This is a genomic window from Sphingomonas sp. 22176, from assembly GCF_052045505.1.
GTDB lineage: Bacteria > Pseudomonadota > Alphaproteobacteria > Sphingomonadales > Sphingomonadaceae > Sphingomonas.
Genome location: NZ_JBQEPL010000001.1, coordinates 802,804 through 817,747, shown reverse-complemented (window position 1 = coordinate 817,747; position 14,944 = coordinate 802,804). Strand labels below are relative to the sequence as shown.

The 14,944-nt window shown below is 66.8% G+C and carries 17 protein-coding genes; 11 read left to right on the top strand and 6 right to left on the bottom strand.

Annotated elements, in window-relative coordinates:
* Positions 1-63: 63 nt before the first annotated feature.
* From ACTJKY_RS03835 to ACTJKY_RS03820, 4 genes are all read left to right on the top strand, one after another.
* Complete coding sequence (locus ACTJKY_RS03835; RefSeq protein WP_440844296.1) at positions 64-1,443, top strand: M48 family metalloprotease; 1,380 nt, start codon at positions 64-66, stop codon at positions 1,441-1,443.
* The gene (locus ACTJKY_RS03830; RefSeq protein ID WP_440844294.1) at positions 1,443-2,207 is read left to right on the top strand and encodes a DsbA family protein; all 765 of its coding nucleotides are present in this window, start codon (positions 1,443-1,445) and stop codon (positions 2,205-2,207) included. The genes ACTJKY_RS03835 and ACTJKY_RS03830 overlap by 1 nt, the downstream gene beginning before the upstream one ends.
* Before the next feature lie 157 nt (positions 2,208-2,364).
* Positions 2,365-3,291 (top strand): ABC transporter ATP-binding protein, encoded by a 927-nt coding sequence (locus tag ACTJKY_RS03825; RefSeq protein ID WP_440844293.1) that lies wholly within the window; start codon positions 2,365-2,367, stop codon positions 3,289-3,291.
* Positions 3,288-4,058, top strand: a complete 771-nt coding sequence (locus ACTJKY_RS03820; protein ID WP_084583680.1) for an ABC transporter permease — start codon at positions 3,288-3,290, stop codon at positions 4,056-4,058. The genes ACTJKY_RS03825 and ACTJKY_RS03820 overlap by 4 nt, the downstream gene beginning before the upstream one ends.
* Before the next feature lie 131 nt (positions 4,059-4,189).
* On the opposite strand, the gene ACTJKY_RS03815 is transcribed toward ACTJKY_RS03820, so the two are convergent.
* Positions 4,190-6,040, bottom strand: coding sequence for a CocE/NonD family hydrolase (locus ACTJKY_RS03815; protein ID WP_440844291.1), 1,851 nt, complete (start codon positions 6,038-6,040; stop codon positions 4,190-4,192).
* A gap of 83 nt (positions 6,041-6,123) precedes the next feature.
* The gene (glpX, locus tag ACTJKY_RS03810) at positions 6,124-7,092 is read right to left on the bottom strand and encodes a class II fructose-bisphosphatase (RefSeq protein WP_440844290.1); all 969 of its coding nucleotides are present in this window, start codon (positions 7,090-7,092) and stop codon (positions 6,124-6,126) included.
* Positions 7,093-7,246: 154 nt separating this feature from the next.
* Here glpX and ACTJKY_RS03805 point away from each other — a divergent pair, with 154 nt between their 5' ends.
* On the top strand, positions 7,247-7,600 hold the full coding sequence (locus ACTJKY_RS03805) for a hypothetical protein (RefSeq protein WP_440844289.1): 354 nt from the start codon (positions 7,247-7,249) through the stop codon (positions 7,598-7,600).
* A gap of 79 nt (positions 7,601-7,679) precedes the next feature.
* Positions 7,680-8,009 (top strand): hypothetical protein, encoded by a 330-nt coding sequence (locus ACTJKY_RS03800; protein WP_440844287.1) that lies wholly within the window; start codon positions 7,680-7,682, stop codon positions 8,007-8,009.
* A gap of 28 nt (positions 8,010-8,037) precedes the next feature.
* On the opposite strand, the gene ACTJKY_RS03795 is transcribed toward ACTJKY_RS03800, so the two are convergent.
* From ACTJKY_RS03795 to ACTJKY_RS03785, 3 genes are all read right to left on the bottom strand, one after another.
* Positions 8,038-9,330 carry a homoserine dehydrogenase gene (locus ACTJKY_RS03795; protein ID WP_440844285.1) on the bottom strand — a complete coding sequence of 431 codons (1,293 nt, stop codon included), beginning with the start codon at positions 9,328-9,330 and terminating at the stop codon, positions 8,038-8,040.
* Between the two features lie 134 nt (positions 9,331-9,464).
* Positions 9,465-10,415, bottom strand: coding sequence for an isopenicillin N synthase family dioxygenase (locus ACTJKY_RS03790; protein WP_440844283.1), 951 nt, complete (start codon positions 10,413-10,415; stop codon positions 9,465-9,467).
* Positions 10,416-10,514: 99 nt separating this feature from the next.
* Complete coding sequence (locus ACTJKY_RS03785) at positions 10,515-11,000, bottom strand: hypothetical protein (RefSeq protein WP_440844281.1); 486 nt, start codon at positions 10,998-11,000, stop codon at positions 10,515-10,517.
* 104 nt (positions 11,001-11,104) lie between these two features.
* Between ACTJKY_RS03785 and ACTJKY_RS03780 the strand changes: the two genes are divergently transcribed.
* From ACTJKY_RS03780 to ACTJKY_RS03770, 3 genes are all read left to right on the top strand, one after another.
* Positions 11,105-12,340: a multidrug effflux MFS transporter gene (locus tag ACTJKY_RS03780; RefSeq protein WP_440844280.1), complete on the top strand. Its 1,236-nt coding sequence runs from the start codon at positions 11,105-11,107 to the stop codon at positions 12,338-12,340.
* 79 nt (positions 12,341-12,419) lie between these two features.
* Positions 12,420-12,761 (top strand): DNA primase, encoded by a 342-nt coding sequence (locus tag ACTJKY_RS03775; protein WP_440844278.1) that lies wholly within the window; start codon positions 12,420-12,422, stop codon positions 12,759-12,761.
* A 37-nt stretch (positions 12,762-12,798) separates the two neighbouring features.
* Complete coding sequence (locus ACTJKY_RS03770; protein WP_440844277.1) at positions 12,799-13,470, top strand: hypothetical protein; 672 nt, start codon at positions 12,799-12,801, stop codon at positions 13,468-13,470.
* A gap of 15 nt (positions 13,471-13,485) precedes the next feature.
* Here the strand turns inward: ACTJKY_RS03770 and ACTJKY_RS03765 are convergent, their stop codons facing one another.
* On the bottom strand, positions 13,486-13,692 hold the full coding sequence (locus ACTJKY_RS03765) for a hypothetical protein (RefSeq protein ID WP_440844276.1): 207 nt from the start codon (positions 13,690-13,692) through the stop codon (positions 13,486-13,488).
* Between the two features lie 69 nt (positions 13,693-13,761).
* Between ACTJKY_RS03765 and ACTJKY_RS03760 the strand changes: the two genes are divergently transcribed.
* Both ACTJKY_RS03760 and ACTJKY_RS03755 read left to right on the top strand, forming a co-directional pair.
* Positions 13,762-14,163, top strand: a complete 402-nt coding sequence (locus ACTJKY_RS03760) for an acyl-CoA thioesterase (RefSeq protein ID WP_440844274.1) — start codon at positions 13,762-13,764, stop codon at positions 14,161-14,163.
* Between the two features lie 68 nt (positions 14,164-14,231).
* A complete protein-coding gene (locus tag ACTJKY_RS03755) occupies positions 14,232-14,927 on the top strand; it encodes an extensin family protein (protein WP_440844273.1) in 696 nt (231 codons plus the stop codon).
* Positions 14,928-14,944 lie beyond the last annotated feature (17 nt).

Below are 14,944 nucleotides of genomic sequence, written 5' to 3'. Positions count from 1 at the left end.
GTCTAGGTTCAGGGCTTCCTTGCCAGGGCAGCCCATCGAACGAGTCCCCCCGGGAGTAGGATCATGGCGCGCATCCACCGATTGGCCACGCTACTCGCGATGCTGTGCCTCGCATCGTTCGCGTCGCGCCCCGCCATGGCGCAATCGGTGCTCCGCGATGCCGAAACCGAAGCGCTGCTGGCCGACATGGCCAAGCCGCTGTTCACCGCCGCCGGGCTCAATCCCGCCAACGGCAAGGTCGTGCTGATCGCCGACCCCTCGATCAACGCCTTCGTCGCGGGCGGACAGATCGTCTATGTCAATTCCGGCCTGATCGACGCGGCGGATACCGCCAACCAGGTCCAGGGCGTCGTCGCCCACGAAATCGGCCACATCGTCGGCGGGCACGCGGTGTTCCAGCGCGACGGCGGCTATGGCAACATCTCGATCCTCAGCCTGCTGCTCGGCGCCGCGGCGATGGCGGCCGGCTCACCCGAGGCCGGCACCGGCATCCTGATGGCCGGGCAGCGCGCCGCGATCGGCAAATATCTCGCCTATAGCCGCGTGCAGGAATCCTCGGCCGACGCGGCCGGCGTGCGCTTTCTCAACACCGCCGGCATTTCGGGCAAGGGCATGCTCAGCTTCTTCGACAAGCTGACGCAGGAAATGCACCGCTACGGCTATTACAGCACCGATCCCGAGGTCGATCCCTTCGCGCAGACCCACCCGATGTCGCAGGATCGCGTCCAGACGCTGAAGGCCGATCTCGAAAATTCGCCGAACTGGACCAAGCCGCTCGACCCGGACCTGGAGCGCCGCTTCAAGCGCGTCCAGGCCAAGCTGCGCGGCTATACCAACGATCCCAAGAAAACGCTGCGGATCTACCCGAAGACCGACAATTCGATCCCGGCGCATTATGCGCGTGCCTATGCCTATCACCAGTCGGGCTATCCCGAGCAGGCGGCGGCGGAGACGGCGGCGCTGGTCAAGCTTGCCCCCAACGATCCCTATTTCCTCGAATTGCAGGGACAGATCCTGCTCGAATCGGGCCAGCCCCAGGCTTCGCTCGAGCCGCTGCGCAAGGCGACCCAGCTGTCGAACAACTCGCCGCTGATCGCCAGCACCTTCGGCCACGCGCTGGTCGCGACCGAGGACAAGGCGAACCTGAAGGAAGCCGAACAGGTGCTGCGCGATTCGCTGACGCGCGACCGCGACAATCCCTTCGCCTGGGTCAATCTCGGCACCGTCTATGACCGCGAGGGCGACGAGCCGCGCACCGCGCTCGCCACCGCCGAGCGGGCCAATCTGATCGGCGACGCGCGCACCGCGATGGTCAGCGCGCGGCGGGCGATGGGCGGCCTTCCGCAGGGCTCGCCCGAATGGATCCGCGCGCAGGATATTGCGATGGTCTCCGAACAGGCGATGAAGGACGACAAGCGCAACAAGGGACGCAACCTCCAGTAATGACGCGATCGAAGCTCTTTTTCGCCAGCAGCCTGCTGCTGGCCGCGGTCCTGGGTGGCCTGGTGGTGCTGGGGCTGCAGGCGATGCTGCCGGGGATCGGCGGCAACAAGGCGCAGGTCGAGCGGATCGTCCATGGCTATCTGCTCGAAAACCCCTCGATCCTGCGCGACATGATGGAAAAGCTCCAGCAGCAGGAAAATGCCGAGACTGCGAAGGCGCAGGATAGCGCGCAGGCCGCCGTTCCCGCTGCGCTGCCGGCGTTGACCACGCCCTTCGCCAGCGCCTGGGCGGGCAATCCGAACGGCGACGTCACCGTCAGCGTGTTCATGGACTATGCCTGCGGCTATTGCCGCGCGAGCCTGCCGGGCCTGGCCGAGCTGATCGCCAAGGATCCGAACGTCCGGGTCGTCTACCGCGAATATCCGGTGCTCGGCGAGGCGAGCGTCGTCGCCGCGCGCTTTGCGCTGGCCGCCGCGCAGCAGGGCAAGTTCCGCGCCTTCCACGATGCGATGTTCGCCAGCGACGGGCCGAGCAATGCGTCGATCAGCGACGCGCTGGCCAAGGCCGGGCTCGATCCTGCCGCGACCCAGAAGCTGGCGAACAGCGACGCCGTCGCCAAGGAGATCGATGCCAACCACCGGCTCGGCGTCAAGCTGGCGATGAACGGCACGCCCGCCTGGGTGGTCGGCAAGCAGATCCTCTACGGCGCGCGCGACTATCAGGCGCTGGTTGACGCCGTCGCGATCGCGCGGAAGACGAAGTAAGGCCCCCCGGCCCAAAGCTGAAAGCGTATCCTCCCCGCTAGGGGGAGGAAACCCTTGTGGGCGGGCGAGAAACACTTGATTTCGCGGGAGGCGCCACCTTGCCCCAGGATGAACGCCACCCTAGCTAACGGGCTCCTTCCGGCCGGGGCCACCATCCATGCAACCCATCCTGTCGCTACGCCAGGTCTCCAAGACCTACGCGTCGGGCCATACCGCGCTCGACCATGTCGATCTCGACATCAACCGCGGCGAGATCTTCGCGCTGCTCGGGCCTAACGGCGCGGGCAAGACCACGCTGATCTCGATCATCTGCGGCATCGTCACGCCCAGCACCGGCACCATCCTGGTCGACGGGCATGACGCGATCCGCCAGCCGCGGCCCGCGCGCTCCAAGATCGGCCTGGTGCCGCAGGAGATCGCGGTCGACATGTTCTCGCGCGTCGGATCCGCCGCGCGCTATTCGCGCGGGCTGTTCGGCAAGGCGCCGGACCACGCCTATTGCGACCAGCTCCTCAAGGACCTGTCGCTGTGGGATAAGCGCGACGCCAAGATCATGGAGCTGTCCGGCGGCATGAAGCGCCGGGTGATGATCGCCAAGGCGCTGAGCCACGAACCCGACATCCTGTTCCTCGACGAGCCTACCGCCGGCGTCGACGTCGAGCTGCGCCGCGACATGTGGAAGCTGATAGGCCGCCTGCGCGACCGCGGCACCACGATCATCCTGACCACCCACTATATCGAAGAGGCCGAGGAAATGGCCGACCGGGTGGGCGTGATCAACAAGGGCAAGCTGCTGCTGGTCGAGGAAAAGACTGCGCTGATGAAGAAGCTCGGCAAGCGCGAGCTGGACCTCAGCCTGGTCGAGCCGCTCGCCGTCATCCCGGCCGAGCTCGGCGAATGGCAGCTGAGCCTCGCCGACCAGGGCCACAAGCTGCGCTACACCTTCGACGCGCAAGCCGAGCGCACCGGCATCCCGTCGCTGCTGCGCAAGCTGCACGACCTCAACATCGCCTTCAAGGATCTCGACACGTCCAAGTCGAGCCTGGAGGACATCTTCGTCGACCTGGTGGGGGCGCAGGCATGAACGGCATCAACTTTCCCGGCATCTGGGCGATCTACAAGTTCGAGATGGCCCGCACGATCCGCACGCTGTGGCAGTCGATCGCGACGCCGGTGATCACGACCTCGCTCTATTTCGTCGTATTCGGCGGGGCGATCGGCAGCCGGATCGATGCGATCCACGGGGTGAATTACGGCAGCTTCCTGGTGCCGGGCCTGATCATGCTGTCGCTGCTGATGCAGAGCATCGCCAATGCCTCGATCGGCATCTACTTCCCCAAGTTCACCGGCACCGTGTTCGAACTACTGTCGGCACCGATCTCGGCGATCGAGCTGGTGGTGGGGTTCGTCGGGGCCGCGGCAACGAAATCGGTGGTGATCGGGCTGATCATCCTAGCGACCTCGGCGCTGTTCGTGCCGCTGCGGGTGGATCATCCGGCGGCAATGCTCGCCTTCCTGGTGCTGACCGCGGTGACCTTCAGCATGTTCGGCTTCATCATCGGCATCTGGGCGAAGAGCTTCGAGCAGCTCAACATCGTGCCCTCGCTGCTGGTGACCCCGCTGACCTTCCTGGGCGGCGCCTTCTACTCGATCGATATGCTGCCCGAGCCCTGGCACACGGTGAGCCTGTTCAACCCGGTGGTGTATCTGGTGAGCGGCTTCCGCTGGAGCTTCTTCGGGCATGGCGATGTCGACATCGCCTGGAGCCTGGGGTTCACCGGCATCTTCCTGCTGCTGTGCCTGGGGCTGATCGTGTGGATCTTCCGCACCGGGTACCGGCTGAAGAACTGAGCGGCTAACTTCAGCCCTTCCTCCTGGGAGGAGGGGTTGGGGTGGAGGGATTCCAGAACGCCCGTTGGTCTCTGTGAGACCCTGCCCCACCCCAACCCCTCCCCTGAAGGGGAGGGGCTAAAGACATCAGATCACCGCACCACCGGCAGCGTCACCGCCGACCCCGCACACACCCGCTGGGTCGCCTTGCGATAGTCCTCCGGCTTGGCCTTGTAGATGTTGGGCACGAAGGTCTGCGGGTTGCGGTCGATCACCGGGAACCAGCTCGACTGGACCTGCACCATGATGCGGTGGCCCTTCTTGAACACATGGTCATGGTCGCGCAGCGGGAAGTCCCAGGCGGTCACCTGGTCGGGCACCAGCGGCGTCGCCTGTTCGAAGCTCTTGAGGTAGCGGCCGCGGCGGATCTCCATCGCGATCGGCAGCTCATAGCCGTTCAGGCCCTTGGCATAGGCGCCGAGCGCAGTGGGTGCCTTCTCATAGTTCTCCGGGAACACGTCGATCAGCTTGACGACGAAGTCGCTGTCGGTGCCGCTGGTCGCGGCCATCAGCTTGGCGGTGACCGCGCCGGTGACGGTCAGGTCGTTGTCCAGCGGCGCGGAAACATAGCTCAGCACATCGGGCCGATCGTCGACGAAGCGCTGGTCCTCGGCTTCCCACCAGCGCCAGTCGGGCGTCGCATAGGTGGCAGACATCGGCCGCGGGCGGAACGGCACCGGGCGCGCGGGATCGCTCACATAGTCGCGACACCCCTCGCCCGCCGCCGGCGCGGTGAAGCTGAGCGAACCATCACCGCGCAGGTACAGGTTGGTCGCCTGTGCATTGGGGAGCGGGTAGCGCTGATAGGTCTTCCACTGCCACGAACCGGACTGGAAGCTCTTCAGCGCGAAGTCGGGCTTGGTGCCGGTGCCGTGCAGCCAATAGGCGAAGAACGGGGCCTCGATCTGCTCGACAAACTGCGTACCGCTGTCGACGCCGAACGGAATCCGGCCGAGGCTGTTGGCCGGCGACTGCCACACCCCATGCGCCCAGGGGCCGGCGACCATCAGCGCCAGCTTGTTCGGATCGTTGGCGCGCTGCTTTTCCCAGATCTTCCAGCTGCCCCAGGGATCTTCCTGGTCCCAGTATCCGGCGACGTTGAGCGTCGGCACGGTCGTCTTGCCGAGCGCGTTGGACCAGACCTGCTTCTTCCAATGGTCGTCATAATCGGGATGTTCGATCATTTCGCGGAAGCGCGGCACCCGGCCCTTGAAATACTTCTTCTCGATATCGTCGGGCGAGCCGGCGTGGAGGAACCAGTCGTACGTATCGTAGCGATCGTAGAGGCTGATCCCCTCGTTGTTGGTCTTGTCGGCCTGCAGCCCGTTCACCCAGTCGCTGGCATAGGTGAGCCGCATCGCGCCCCAGCGGTGGAGATCGTCGTTCTTCCAATAGTCGATCCAGGCGGCCTGCGGGCTGGTCGCCTTGAGCGCCGGATGCGGCTTGGCGAGCGCGATGGCGGCGGTGAAGCCGGGATAGGAAACGCCCCACATGCCGACCTTGCCGTTGTTCGGCTTCACGTTCTTCACCAGCCAGTCGATCGAATCATAGGCGTCGGTCGCCTCGTCGACGGCGCCCTTGCCGGTCTTCACTTCGGTGGAGAGGGTGAAGGGCCCGCCCTCGGACTTGAAGCGGCCGCGCATGTCCTGGAACACGAAGATATAACCATCACGCACCAGCGGCGCCCAGCTGTTCGGCACGCGTCCGGGCGCGGCATCGGGAGAGCCGTAAGGGCTGCGCTGAAAGAGGATCGGCAGCGGGCCGGTGGCGCCCTTGGGCCGCAGGATGACGGTGTGAAGCTTCACCCCGTCGCGCATCGGGATCATCGCCTCTTCAAAGGTGAAGGGCGCGTCGGTGGCGGTGGGGGTGAGCTGCGGCGGCGCGGCGGCCGCGAGAGGGGCGGCAAGCGCCGCAAGTGCTACCGTAACCAGCCAGTGCCGCATGTTCGTCGATCCCCCAGAAAGCGAGGGTGACGTGGTGCGGCAAGACGCCGCCGGGATCAAGCCGGCGGCGCCGCTCTTACCGGTTAGTCGATGCGGTGTTCACCCTTAACCCAGCGCACCGTGCCCGAGCTGGCGCGCATCACCACGCTCTCGGTGGTCATCTTGCCCTTCACCCGCTTCACGCCGGCCAGCAGCGAGCCATCGGTGACGCCGGTCGCCGCGAAGATGCAGTCGCCCTTGGCGAGCTCCTCGAGCACATAGACCTTGTCGAGATCCTCGATGCCCCACTTCGCCGCCCGCGCGCGCTCATCGTCGTTGCGGAAGACGAGCCGGCCCTGGAACTGGCCGCCGACGCAGCGCAGCGCCGCGCAGGCCAGCACGCCCTCGGGCGCGCCGCCCTGGCCCATGTACACGTCGATCGTGGTCGTGGGATCGGTGGTGGCGATCACGCCTGCCACGTCGCCGTCCGGGATCAGCATGATGCCGCAGCCGATGCTGCGCAGCTCGGCGATCAGCTTCTCGTGGCGGGGGCGATCGAGCACGCAGGCGATGATCTCGCTGGGCTTCACGCCCTTGGCGGCGGCGATCGCCTCGACATTCTCGGTCGGGGTCTTGGTGAGGTCGATCACGCCCTGCGGATAGCCGGGGCCGACCGCGATCTTGTCCATATAGACGTCGGGCGCGTTGAGCAGATTGCCCTCTTCCGCGACGGCGAGCACGGCCAGCGCATTGGGGCCGGCCTTGGCGGTGATTGTGGTGCCTTCCAGCGGATCGAGCGCGATGTCGATCTTCGGGCCCTTGCCGATCGCGGAACCGACCTTCTCGCCGATATAGAGCATCGGCGCCTCGTCACGCTCGCCCTCGCCGATCACCACGGTGCCGTCCATGTAGAGCTGGTTCAGCGCCTCGCGCATCGCCTCCACGGCGGCGGCGTCGGCGGCCTTTTCATCCCCCCGCCCGACCAGGCTGGAGGCGGAAATCGCCGCTGCTTCGGTGACGCGCACCATTTCGAGCACGAGGACACGGTCGAGAACTTGGCTTGCGTTCGGCATGGGTTCGGGATTCCCTTTCGATTTGTGCATCGCGATACGGGGCAGCTTACCCCCTGTCGAGCAGTGCTAACGTTGTCAGAAAAACTGCGAAGGACTTTAGTGCTTTTCAGATGAGTTCGCGCTATTTTGCACGTGGGCATGGGGAATCGACACGATGTTGCTGCCGCTTCTACTGATCGCGCAACAGAGCACCGTCACCACGGTACTCGCGGACTATCATAGCTTGACGCGCGCCGAAATTCCGTGCCGCACCCCGAATGACGAGGGCGAGATCGTCGTCTGTTCGCGGCGCGAGGCAGATCGCTATCGGGTGCCCTTCGTCGCTCCGAACCTCGGCCGCGATTCCGATGCGGCGCGGCTCAACCGGCTGATCGGGGATCCCGCCCAGCAGGGGATCACGCCGTGCGGCGAAGGCGCCTTCACGGTGAAATGCGGCAGCGTCGGCCTCGCCGCGACGATGGGCCTCGACGGCAAGGTGAAGATGCAGCAGCGGGAGCTTGCGCCCTAATCGCGCTGCAACATTTGCACGGTTGCGCAACCCGCATCGCCTCGGCGCGTTGCTTCAGCGGGACACAACAGGAGGGCATATGTTGTTGATCGCGCTGGCACTTCACGGTGCAACCATGACGGGCACAGGACGCGCGGCGGAATTTTCGCGGCCGCGGGTGATCCGCGCGACGCTCAAGCGCTCGGCGCGGCCGCATCCCGAACGATCCGCGCTGATCACCCCCTGCGACGTCGACCGCGACTGCCGCACCCGCGCGACACGGAAGCGCTTCCGCGTCGCCAGCGGGCCGGCGCCCCTGGTCGACCGGAAGCTCGAAATGCTGAAGGCAGCGCAGGGACCGAGCTGCAATCGCACCGGCATGCCGGTGTGCCCGGGGAGCGGCCGCCAGCTGCTCCGCCTCGACTACTGAACCGGCTGCGGCCCCGGTGGGGCAGCGCTCACGCGTCGAGAATGTGCATCCACATCGGCTCGCCGGTGAGGCTCTGCGAGCCCCGCAGCTTTTCCAGCGCCTGGGCGATGCTCCGCTCCGGCGCCTCGTGGGTGACGATCGCGACCAGCGCGCTGCCGTCCGGGCTCACGCCGCGCTGGATCAGGCTCTCGATCGAGACGCCCGCGTCGCGCATCGCCGCGGCGATTTCCGCCAGCACGCCGACCCGGTCGGCCACGGTGAACCGCACATAGGAGCGCCCACGCCGCTCGCCGCTGTCTGCCGCGGGCTGCGAGACGAGCGCCGCCGCCGGCATTGCATAGGGCGGGCCGTATTCGCCGCGGGCGATATCGATCAGGTCAGCAACCACCGCGCTCGCCGTCGGGCCGTCGCCGGCGCCCGCACCCTGGAACAGCAGGCGGCCGACGAAATTACCTTCCGCCACCACCGCGTTGGTCGAACCGGTGACATGCGCCAGCGGATGGCCGAGCGGCACGAGATGCGCATGGACGCGCTGGAACAGCCCGTGCGGGCCCGCATCGGCGATGCCAAGCAGCCGCACCCGGTAGCCGAGCGTCGCTGCCTCGGCGATGTCGGCCGCGAGGATATGGCGGATGCCGCTCGCCTTCAGGTCGCCGAACGCCGGCTGGGTGCCGAAGGCGATGCTGGCGAGGATCGACAGCTTGTGCGCCGCATCGATGCCGTCGATGTCGAAGGTCGGGTCCGCCTCGGCATAGCCGAGCGCCTGCGCCTCGGCGAGGATCTCGGCAAAGTCGCGGCCCTCGGCCTCCATCTTCGAGAGGATGAAATTGCAGGTGCCGTTGAGGATGCCGTACACACGGGCAATCTCGTTCGCGGCAGCGCCCTCGCGGAGCCCCTTGATGACCGGCACGCCACCGGCAACCGCTGCCTCGAACTTCAGCGCCACGGCCGCGTCTTCCGCGGCCTGCGCCAGCTCCAGGCCGTGATGCGCGATCATCGCTTTGTTGGCGGTGACGAAGCTCTTGCTGGCCCCCAGCGCCGCGCGGGCGAGGGCCAGCGCCGGGCCGTCCGACCCGCCGACCAGCTCGACCACCACGTCCCCCTTGGCATGGCGCGCCAGCGCGACGGGATCGTCGACCCAGTCGAAGCGCGACAGGTCGATGCCGCGGTCCTTGGTGCGGTCGCGGGCGGAAACGGCGACCACCTCGATGGGGCGGCCGGCGCGGCGGCTAATCAGCTCGGCATTGGCGTCGAGCAGGCGAATCACGCCGCCACCCACCGTACCGAGCCCCGCCAATGCCACGCGCAACGCTTCCGCCATTCCTCGTTCCTCTAAAACTCTACAGCAAGACGGCGGCAGAGCATTCCGCTCCACCGCCGCCTTCCGTCCCTAGCGCCTTCCCTTCCCAGAAGGAAAGACAGATTTTGTCGCAGGCGAGCACCGCCACGCGCTGTTTATTTCTTGATCAGCCCGATCTCGACCAGCCGCTCGTGCAGATAATCATGCGCGGTGATCGGCTCCGGATAGCGGTTCGGATTCTCCGCGCTCACGCAGCCGGGCAGCGTCTTGATCAGGAAATCGGGTGCCGGATGCAGGAAGAACGGCATCGAATAGCGCGAATGGCCGCGGCGCTCGGCCGGCGGATTGACCACGCGGTGGGTGGTCGAGGGCAGAACATGGTTGGTCAGCCGCTGGAGCATGTCGCCCACGTTGATCACCATCGCGCCTTCGGGCGGCTTCACTGCCAGCCACTTGCCGTCGCGGTCGAGCAGCTCGAGCCCGGCTTCCTCGGCACCGAGCAGCAACGTGATCAGGTTGATGTCCTCATGCGCGCCGGCCCGCACCTCGGGTGCGTCGGCGGCGACCGGCGGATAGTGGAGCAGGCGAAGCACCGAATTGCCGTCCTTCACCGCCGTGTCGAACCAGTCCGGCGCCAGGCCGAGATAGCGCGCGACCGCCGAGAGCAGCTTGTCGCCGGCGGTGTCGAAGGCGGCGAACAGCTCGATGAAGGTTTCGCGGAAGCCCTCGGGCTGATTCGGCCAGACGTTCGGCGCCATCACGTCGCTGAAGCGGTGTCCGGCGGACAGCTCGCGGCCGATATGCCAGAACTCCTTGAGGTCGACATGGGTCGCGCCCTTGGCGATCTCGGTCTTGAACGGGGTATAGCCGCGCGCGCCGCCGCCGCCGGGCAGGAAATAGCCGCGCTTCTCTTCCTCGGGCAGGTCGAAGAACGTCTTGGTCAGCGTCCAGGCGCGCTCGATCAGCTCCTGCGGCACGCCGTGATCGCGCACCACGGCGAAGCCGAAGCGCTGGAACGATCCGCCGAACGCCTGGGCAAAGCCCTCCGGATCGTTCGCCTGCGCCGCCAGCGACAGCACCGGAATTTCGGCCAGGGTATCCAACATCACAGTCTCCGAACGCAAAAACCGGCGGTTAATCCCGCCACCACCGCCCTAACAAGCCTGGGAACATTCCCAATGGCCGGCGCCCTGTCCCGACCGGGATCAGTGGCCGACCTGCATCAGCCCCTTGGTCTTGGCATCGCCGCTCGCGCCGAGCTGGAGCGCGAAGGGCTGGCCGTCATCGGTGGTGCCGATCAGGTTATCGTCCTTGGTCGTCACCTTGAAGCCCTGCTTGGTCATGTTGTCGCGGAACCAGTCGCGCACCACCGTCGGCGCCGCCGGGCTCTCGAACTCGACGATCACCTGGCCGTCCTTGTCGCCCTGGTTGTCGTTGACCTTCAGGTTCTTCAGCGTCGATCCGGGATAGAGCGTCACCCCGTCGATGTCGAAATTCTTGGCATCGAGCGGCATCTTGGGCAGCGTGATCGAGCCCTGGACGCCCGGCGCCTTGATCTGGATGCGGCCGTTCGCGTCGGTGGAGATGACGCTGTTGCCGTCGCTGTCGTTGCCGTCAAAGTTGATATTCGCGCTGCCATGGCACGCGGCGAGTGCGATCGGCAGCAACAGGGGTGCAAAACGGCGATTCATGCGGATACTCCTGCGGCGGTTGCACATCGCAATGTTGTTGCGCGGGTATCTACGTCAACCGGAAAAAGGGTGACGTTGGGGAAGGCTTGCGCCATGGGCTGGGCATGAACGCCCCGCACCTGAGCACCGCCTCGGCCGGCCAGGCCCCGCTGCGCTTCGCCGAATTCGTCACGCTTGCCGCCGCGCTGATGGCGCTGACCGCGCTCGGCATCGATTCGATGCTGCCCGCGCTGCCCGCGATCGGCACCAGCCTCGGCGTCGAATCGGCCAACCATCGCCAGTTCGTGATCACGTCGTTCCTGATCGGCTTCGGCACCGCGCAGCTGCTGTACGGCCCGCTCTCCGATCGATTCGGGCGGCGCCCGGTGCTGCTGATCGCGCTTGGCTGCTATGTGGTGACGAGCGGGATCGCCGCGATCTCCGGCAGCTTCGTACTGTTGCTGGTCGCGCGGGTGGCGATGGGCACGGCGGCGGCGGGCTCGCGCGTCGTCACCGTCGCGTTGGTGCGCGACTGTTATGCCGGCCGCGCGATGGCGCGGGTGATGAGCCTGGTGTTCATCGTGTTCATGGCCGCCCCCATCTTCGCACCGACCGTGGGGCAGATCATCCTGGCCGCCGGCGGATCCTGGCGGACGATCTTCTGGGGCATCGGCGGGATCGGCGCACTGGTCCTGCTATGGTTCGGGCTGCGCATGCCCGAGACGCTGGCGGCCGATGCCCGCCAGTCGCTCCAGCCGGCGCGGGTGCTCGCCGACTATGGCGTGATGCTGCGCGATCGGGCGGCGGTCGGCTACACGATCGCCACCGCGCTGCTCTCCGGTGCGCTGTTCGGCTTCATCGGATCGGTCCAGCAGTTGATGGCCGACGTGTTCCATCGCCCAGAGCTGCTGACCACCGTGTTCGCCAGCGTCGCCGGCACGATGGCGGTGGGCTCGTTCCTCAATTCGCGCATCGTCATGCGGCTGGGTACGCGCGTGATATCGCACACCGCGCTTTCCCTACTCACCCTGCTGGCCGGGATCCATCTTGCGGTCACCGTGCTGGGGCTGGAGACGCTGTGGAGCTTCGCCGCGCTGCAGGCGCTGATGATGGCGTGTTTCGGCCTCGCCACTTCCAACTTCTCGGCGATGGCGATGGAGAAGATGGGCGCCATCGCCGGCACCGCCTCCAGCCTGCAGGGCTTCGTCACCACCATCGCCGGCGCGCTGATCGGCGCGGCGATCGGTCAGGCCTTCGATGGCACCACCATCCCCCTGTATAGTGGTTTTCTGCTGATGGGTGGGCTCTCGCTCGTGGTAGTAGCGGTAACGGAACGCGGACGGATGTTCCGCCCGAGCTGAGTCGGAACGCAGCCGGGGCCAGCGCCGTTGCGCATTCGAACCCCGGCGATCCCCGCCGGGCCAGTGATGAGGTTTGGCGATGAGCGGCACCCAGGGTCCCAGCGACGACGTGTATGACGCGGAAGGCTATGACGAGAGCCAGCGCGCCGAAATTCTCGAGGTGACCGGCGACGGGCCGGACGACGGCGCGCTGCTGACCGACCTCAACCCCGATCTCGGCGGCAGCGAGGACGACGACGACGATCTCGACGAACTGTCGATGGCGGACGACGAGATCGGCGAGGAAGACGACGACGCGGACGAGGATGAGGACGACCTCGACGAGGACGACATCCAGGACGATTTCGATGACGAGGATGTCGACGAGGACGATCTCGACGAGGAACTCGACGATCCGGACGACGTCGCGCTGCGCCCCTGAGGGCCGGCGGGAAACCCGCGAGGAACCGGCGCATCCGGTGGCTCGTTCGCACATCCCCGATGTGGAAGAGACCCGGATGCGCCTGACCCCTGCCCTGCTTGCCGCTTGTTCGCTCGCCGCGTGTTCGTCGGGCCTGCCCCCGGCAGCGGACAACACGACCAACGACACCAGCATGGCCGAGGTCAACCAGACCGCGCCGGCAGCGACCGAACTTGCGCCGGGCAACGAACAGCTCGAACCGCTCACCCCGCCCGCCCCGGGCCAGCCGGGGGGCCTGCCGGATGACCGCACGCCGGTCAGCGAGGCAAAGTTCACCCCGGACAGTGCGCAGGGCGCCGCCAATGTCGTGCAGACCTATTATGCGCTGATCGAAAGCGGCCGGTATGATCAGGCTTGGGCGCTGTGGAGCGACGGCGGTAAGGCCTCGGGCGGCGATGCCAAGTCGTTCGCGGCGCGCTTCGCCCCCTATTCGGAATATCATGTCAATATCGGCGCGCCGGGGCAGATCGAGGCGGGGGCCGGCCAGCGCTATGTCACCGTGCCGGTGCAGGTCTATGCGCGCATCAAGGCGACGGGCAAACCCTTCTATCAGCTCGGCGAGGTGACGCTGCATCGCGCGGGCGACATCGACGGCGCTACCGCGGAGCAAAAGGCCTGGCACATTCGCGCGGTCAAGTTCCAGGCCGATCCCGGCAAGCCGGCCCAGTGAGCGCCAGGGCAGTAATCAGCCGCCGATGACGTTGCGGAGCAGCGCCAGATCTTCGTTATCGATCGGCTGCCCCGTCACGTCGGTGGCGTTCTCGGCCTGTACCGCGTGGCTCGGCGCCTTGCCGATCCCCGCGACGCTCACCGCGGTCCACAATACCCCCGCCGCCCAGAGCAAGGCCGCCCAGCGGCTGCGGAACAGGGCGGAAGGGCGGCGCGGCAGCATGGCGTGGACCCTGCTCCCTTTTGGGTGAACGACGCGCTACCCTTCGTGGTTACCGTCCGAGGATTGATGATGCCCCGCTTCTCCCGCCAGATCACTGCAACGCCTGCCGACATCGATGTGTTGGGGCACGTCAACAATGCCGTGTGGGTGGGGTGGATCCAGGACATCGCAGTCGCGCATTGGGACAGCCTCGCCACGCCGGAGGAGCAGGCTGCCTATGTCTGGGTGATCACCCGGCACGAGATCGACTATCGCGGCAATGTCCGCGCCGGCGAGACGGTGACCGGGGAGACCTGGGTACCCGAGGCGCCGCGCGGTGCCCGCTTCAACCGCCATGTCCGCTTCCTCGGCGATGACGGAAAAGTTCGAGTCGAGGCGGTAACCACCTGGGCGCTGCTCGACCGCGCCACCGGCCGACTGCTCCGCGTCCCCGCCGCGCTCGGCGAGCGCTTCATCGAAGCGACGCGCTGACGAAGCGATTCGCCGATGCGACGAACCGTGGTTCGCGCCGTCGCCGAAGTCGCGTAGGGTGCAGCCCCATGGCGTTCTCGCGTGTGTTTCCGTTGGCGGTGCTGGCCCTGCCCCTGCTGCTTTCGGCCTGTATCTTCGGCAGCGGTGGCAGCGACAAACGCCCGGCCCCGGCCCCTACCCGCCCGCGCGGCAGCCCGCCGATCACGCTCAACCGGCCGACGCCGCGCGACACGCAGCAATGCTTCACCGATCTGTCGCGCGCGGGCGTGCGGTTCAGCGCGATGCCCGATCGCGACTATGGCGGCGGCTGCATCGTCGAAGGGGCGGTGCAGCTGATCGACATCGGCGTGCCGGTGGGCGGCATCAAGGGCATGCGCTGCCCGCTCGCCCGCGCGTTTACCGGCTGGGTGCAGTATGCGGTTGCCCCGGCGGCGCGGCAGATCCTCGGCAGCGACCTGGTGCGGGTGGACACGTTCGGTACCTATGTCTGCCGCGCGATCGTCGGCAGCGCGCAGGCCTCGACCAAGCTTTCCGAGCATGGCCGCGCCAATGCAGTCGACGTCTCGGGCTTCGTGCTCAAGGACGGGCGGCGGATCACCATCCTCAAGGACTGGCAGAACCCCGATCCGGCCATTCATCGCTTCCTCGAGACGATCCACGGATCCGCCTGCAGACGTTTCGCTACCGTACTGAGCCCGAACTATAATTACGTGCACCGTGACCATTTCCATCTCGATATGGGGCGCGGCCCCTTCTGCGCCTAAGGCTTTCCAAGCGGAGC

Excerpts from the sequence above, each read along its gene's own strand:
- ACTJKY_RS03790 (WP_440844283.1), bottom strand. The coding sequence starts at position 10,415 with ATGTTGGATACCCTGGCCGAAATTCCGGTGCTGTCGCTGGCGGCGCAG.
- ACTJKY_RS03765 (WP_440844276.1), bottom strand. The coding sequence starts at position 13,692 with ATGCTGCCGCGCCGCCCTTCCGCCCTGTTCCGCAGCCGCTGGGCGGCC.
- ACTJKY_RS03825 (WP_440844293.1), top strand. The coding sequence starts at position 2,365 with ATGCAACCCATCCTGTCGCTACGCCAGGTCTCCAAGACCTACGCGTCG.
- ACTJKY_RS03780 (WP_440844280.1), top strand. The coding sequence starts at position 11,105 with ATGAACGCCCCGCACCTGAGCACCGCCTCGGCCGGCCAGGCCCCGCTG.
- ACTJKY_RS03775 (WP_440844278.1), top strand. The coding sequence starts at position 12,420 with ATGAGCGGCACCCAGGGTCCCAGCGACGACGTGTATGACGCGGAAGGC.
- ACTJKY_RS03755 (WP_440844273.1), top strand. The coding sequence starts at position 14,232 with ATGGCGTTCTCGCGTGTGTTTCCGTTGGCGGTGCTGGCCCTGCCCCTG.
- ACTJKY_RS03835 (WP_440844296.1), top strand. The coding sequence starts at position 64 with ATGGCGCGCATCCACCGATTGGCCACGCTACTCGCGATGCTGTGCCTC.
- ACTJKY_RS03805 (WP_440844289.1), top strand. The coding sequence starts at position 7,247 with ATGTTGCTGCCGCTTCTACTGATCGCGCAACAGAGCACCGTCACCACG.
- ACTJKY_RS03795 (WP_440844285.1), bottom strand. The coding sequence starts at position 9,330 with ATGGCGGAAGCGTTGCGCGTGGCATTGGCGGGGCTCGGTACGGTGGGT.
- ACTJKY_RS03800 (WP_440844287.1), top strand. The coding sequence starts at position 7,680 with ATGTTGTTGATCGCGCTGGCACTTCACGGTGCAACCATGACGGGCACA.
- ACTJKY_RS03785 (WP_440844281.1), bottom strand. The coding sequence starts at position 11,000 with ATGAATCGCCGTTTTGCACCCCTGTTGCTGCCGATCGCACTCGCCGCG.
- ACTJKY_RS03760 (WP_440844274.1), top strand. The coding sequence starts at position 13,762 with ATGCCCCGCTTCTCCCGCCAGATCACTGCAACGCCTGCCGACATCGAT.
- glpX (WP_440844290.1), bottom strand. The coding sequence starts at position 7,092 with ATGCCGAACGCAAGCCAAGTTCTCGACCGTGTCCTCGTGCTCGAAATG.
- ACTJKY_RS03815 (WP_440844291.1), bottom strand. The coding sequence starts at position 6,040 with ATGCGGCACTGGCTGGTTACGGTAGCACTTGCGGCGCTTGCCGCCCCT.
- ACTJKY_RS03830 (WP_440844294.1), top strand. The coding sequence starts at position 1,443 with ATGACGCGATCGAAGCTCTTTTTCGCCAGCAGCCTGCTGCTGGCCGCG.
- ACTJKY_RS03820 (WP_084583680.1), top strand. The coding sequence starts at position 3,288 with ATGAACGGCATCAACTTTCCCGGCATCTGGGCGATCTACAAGTTCGAG.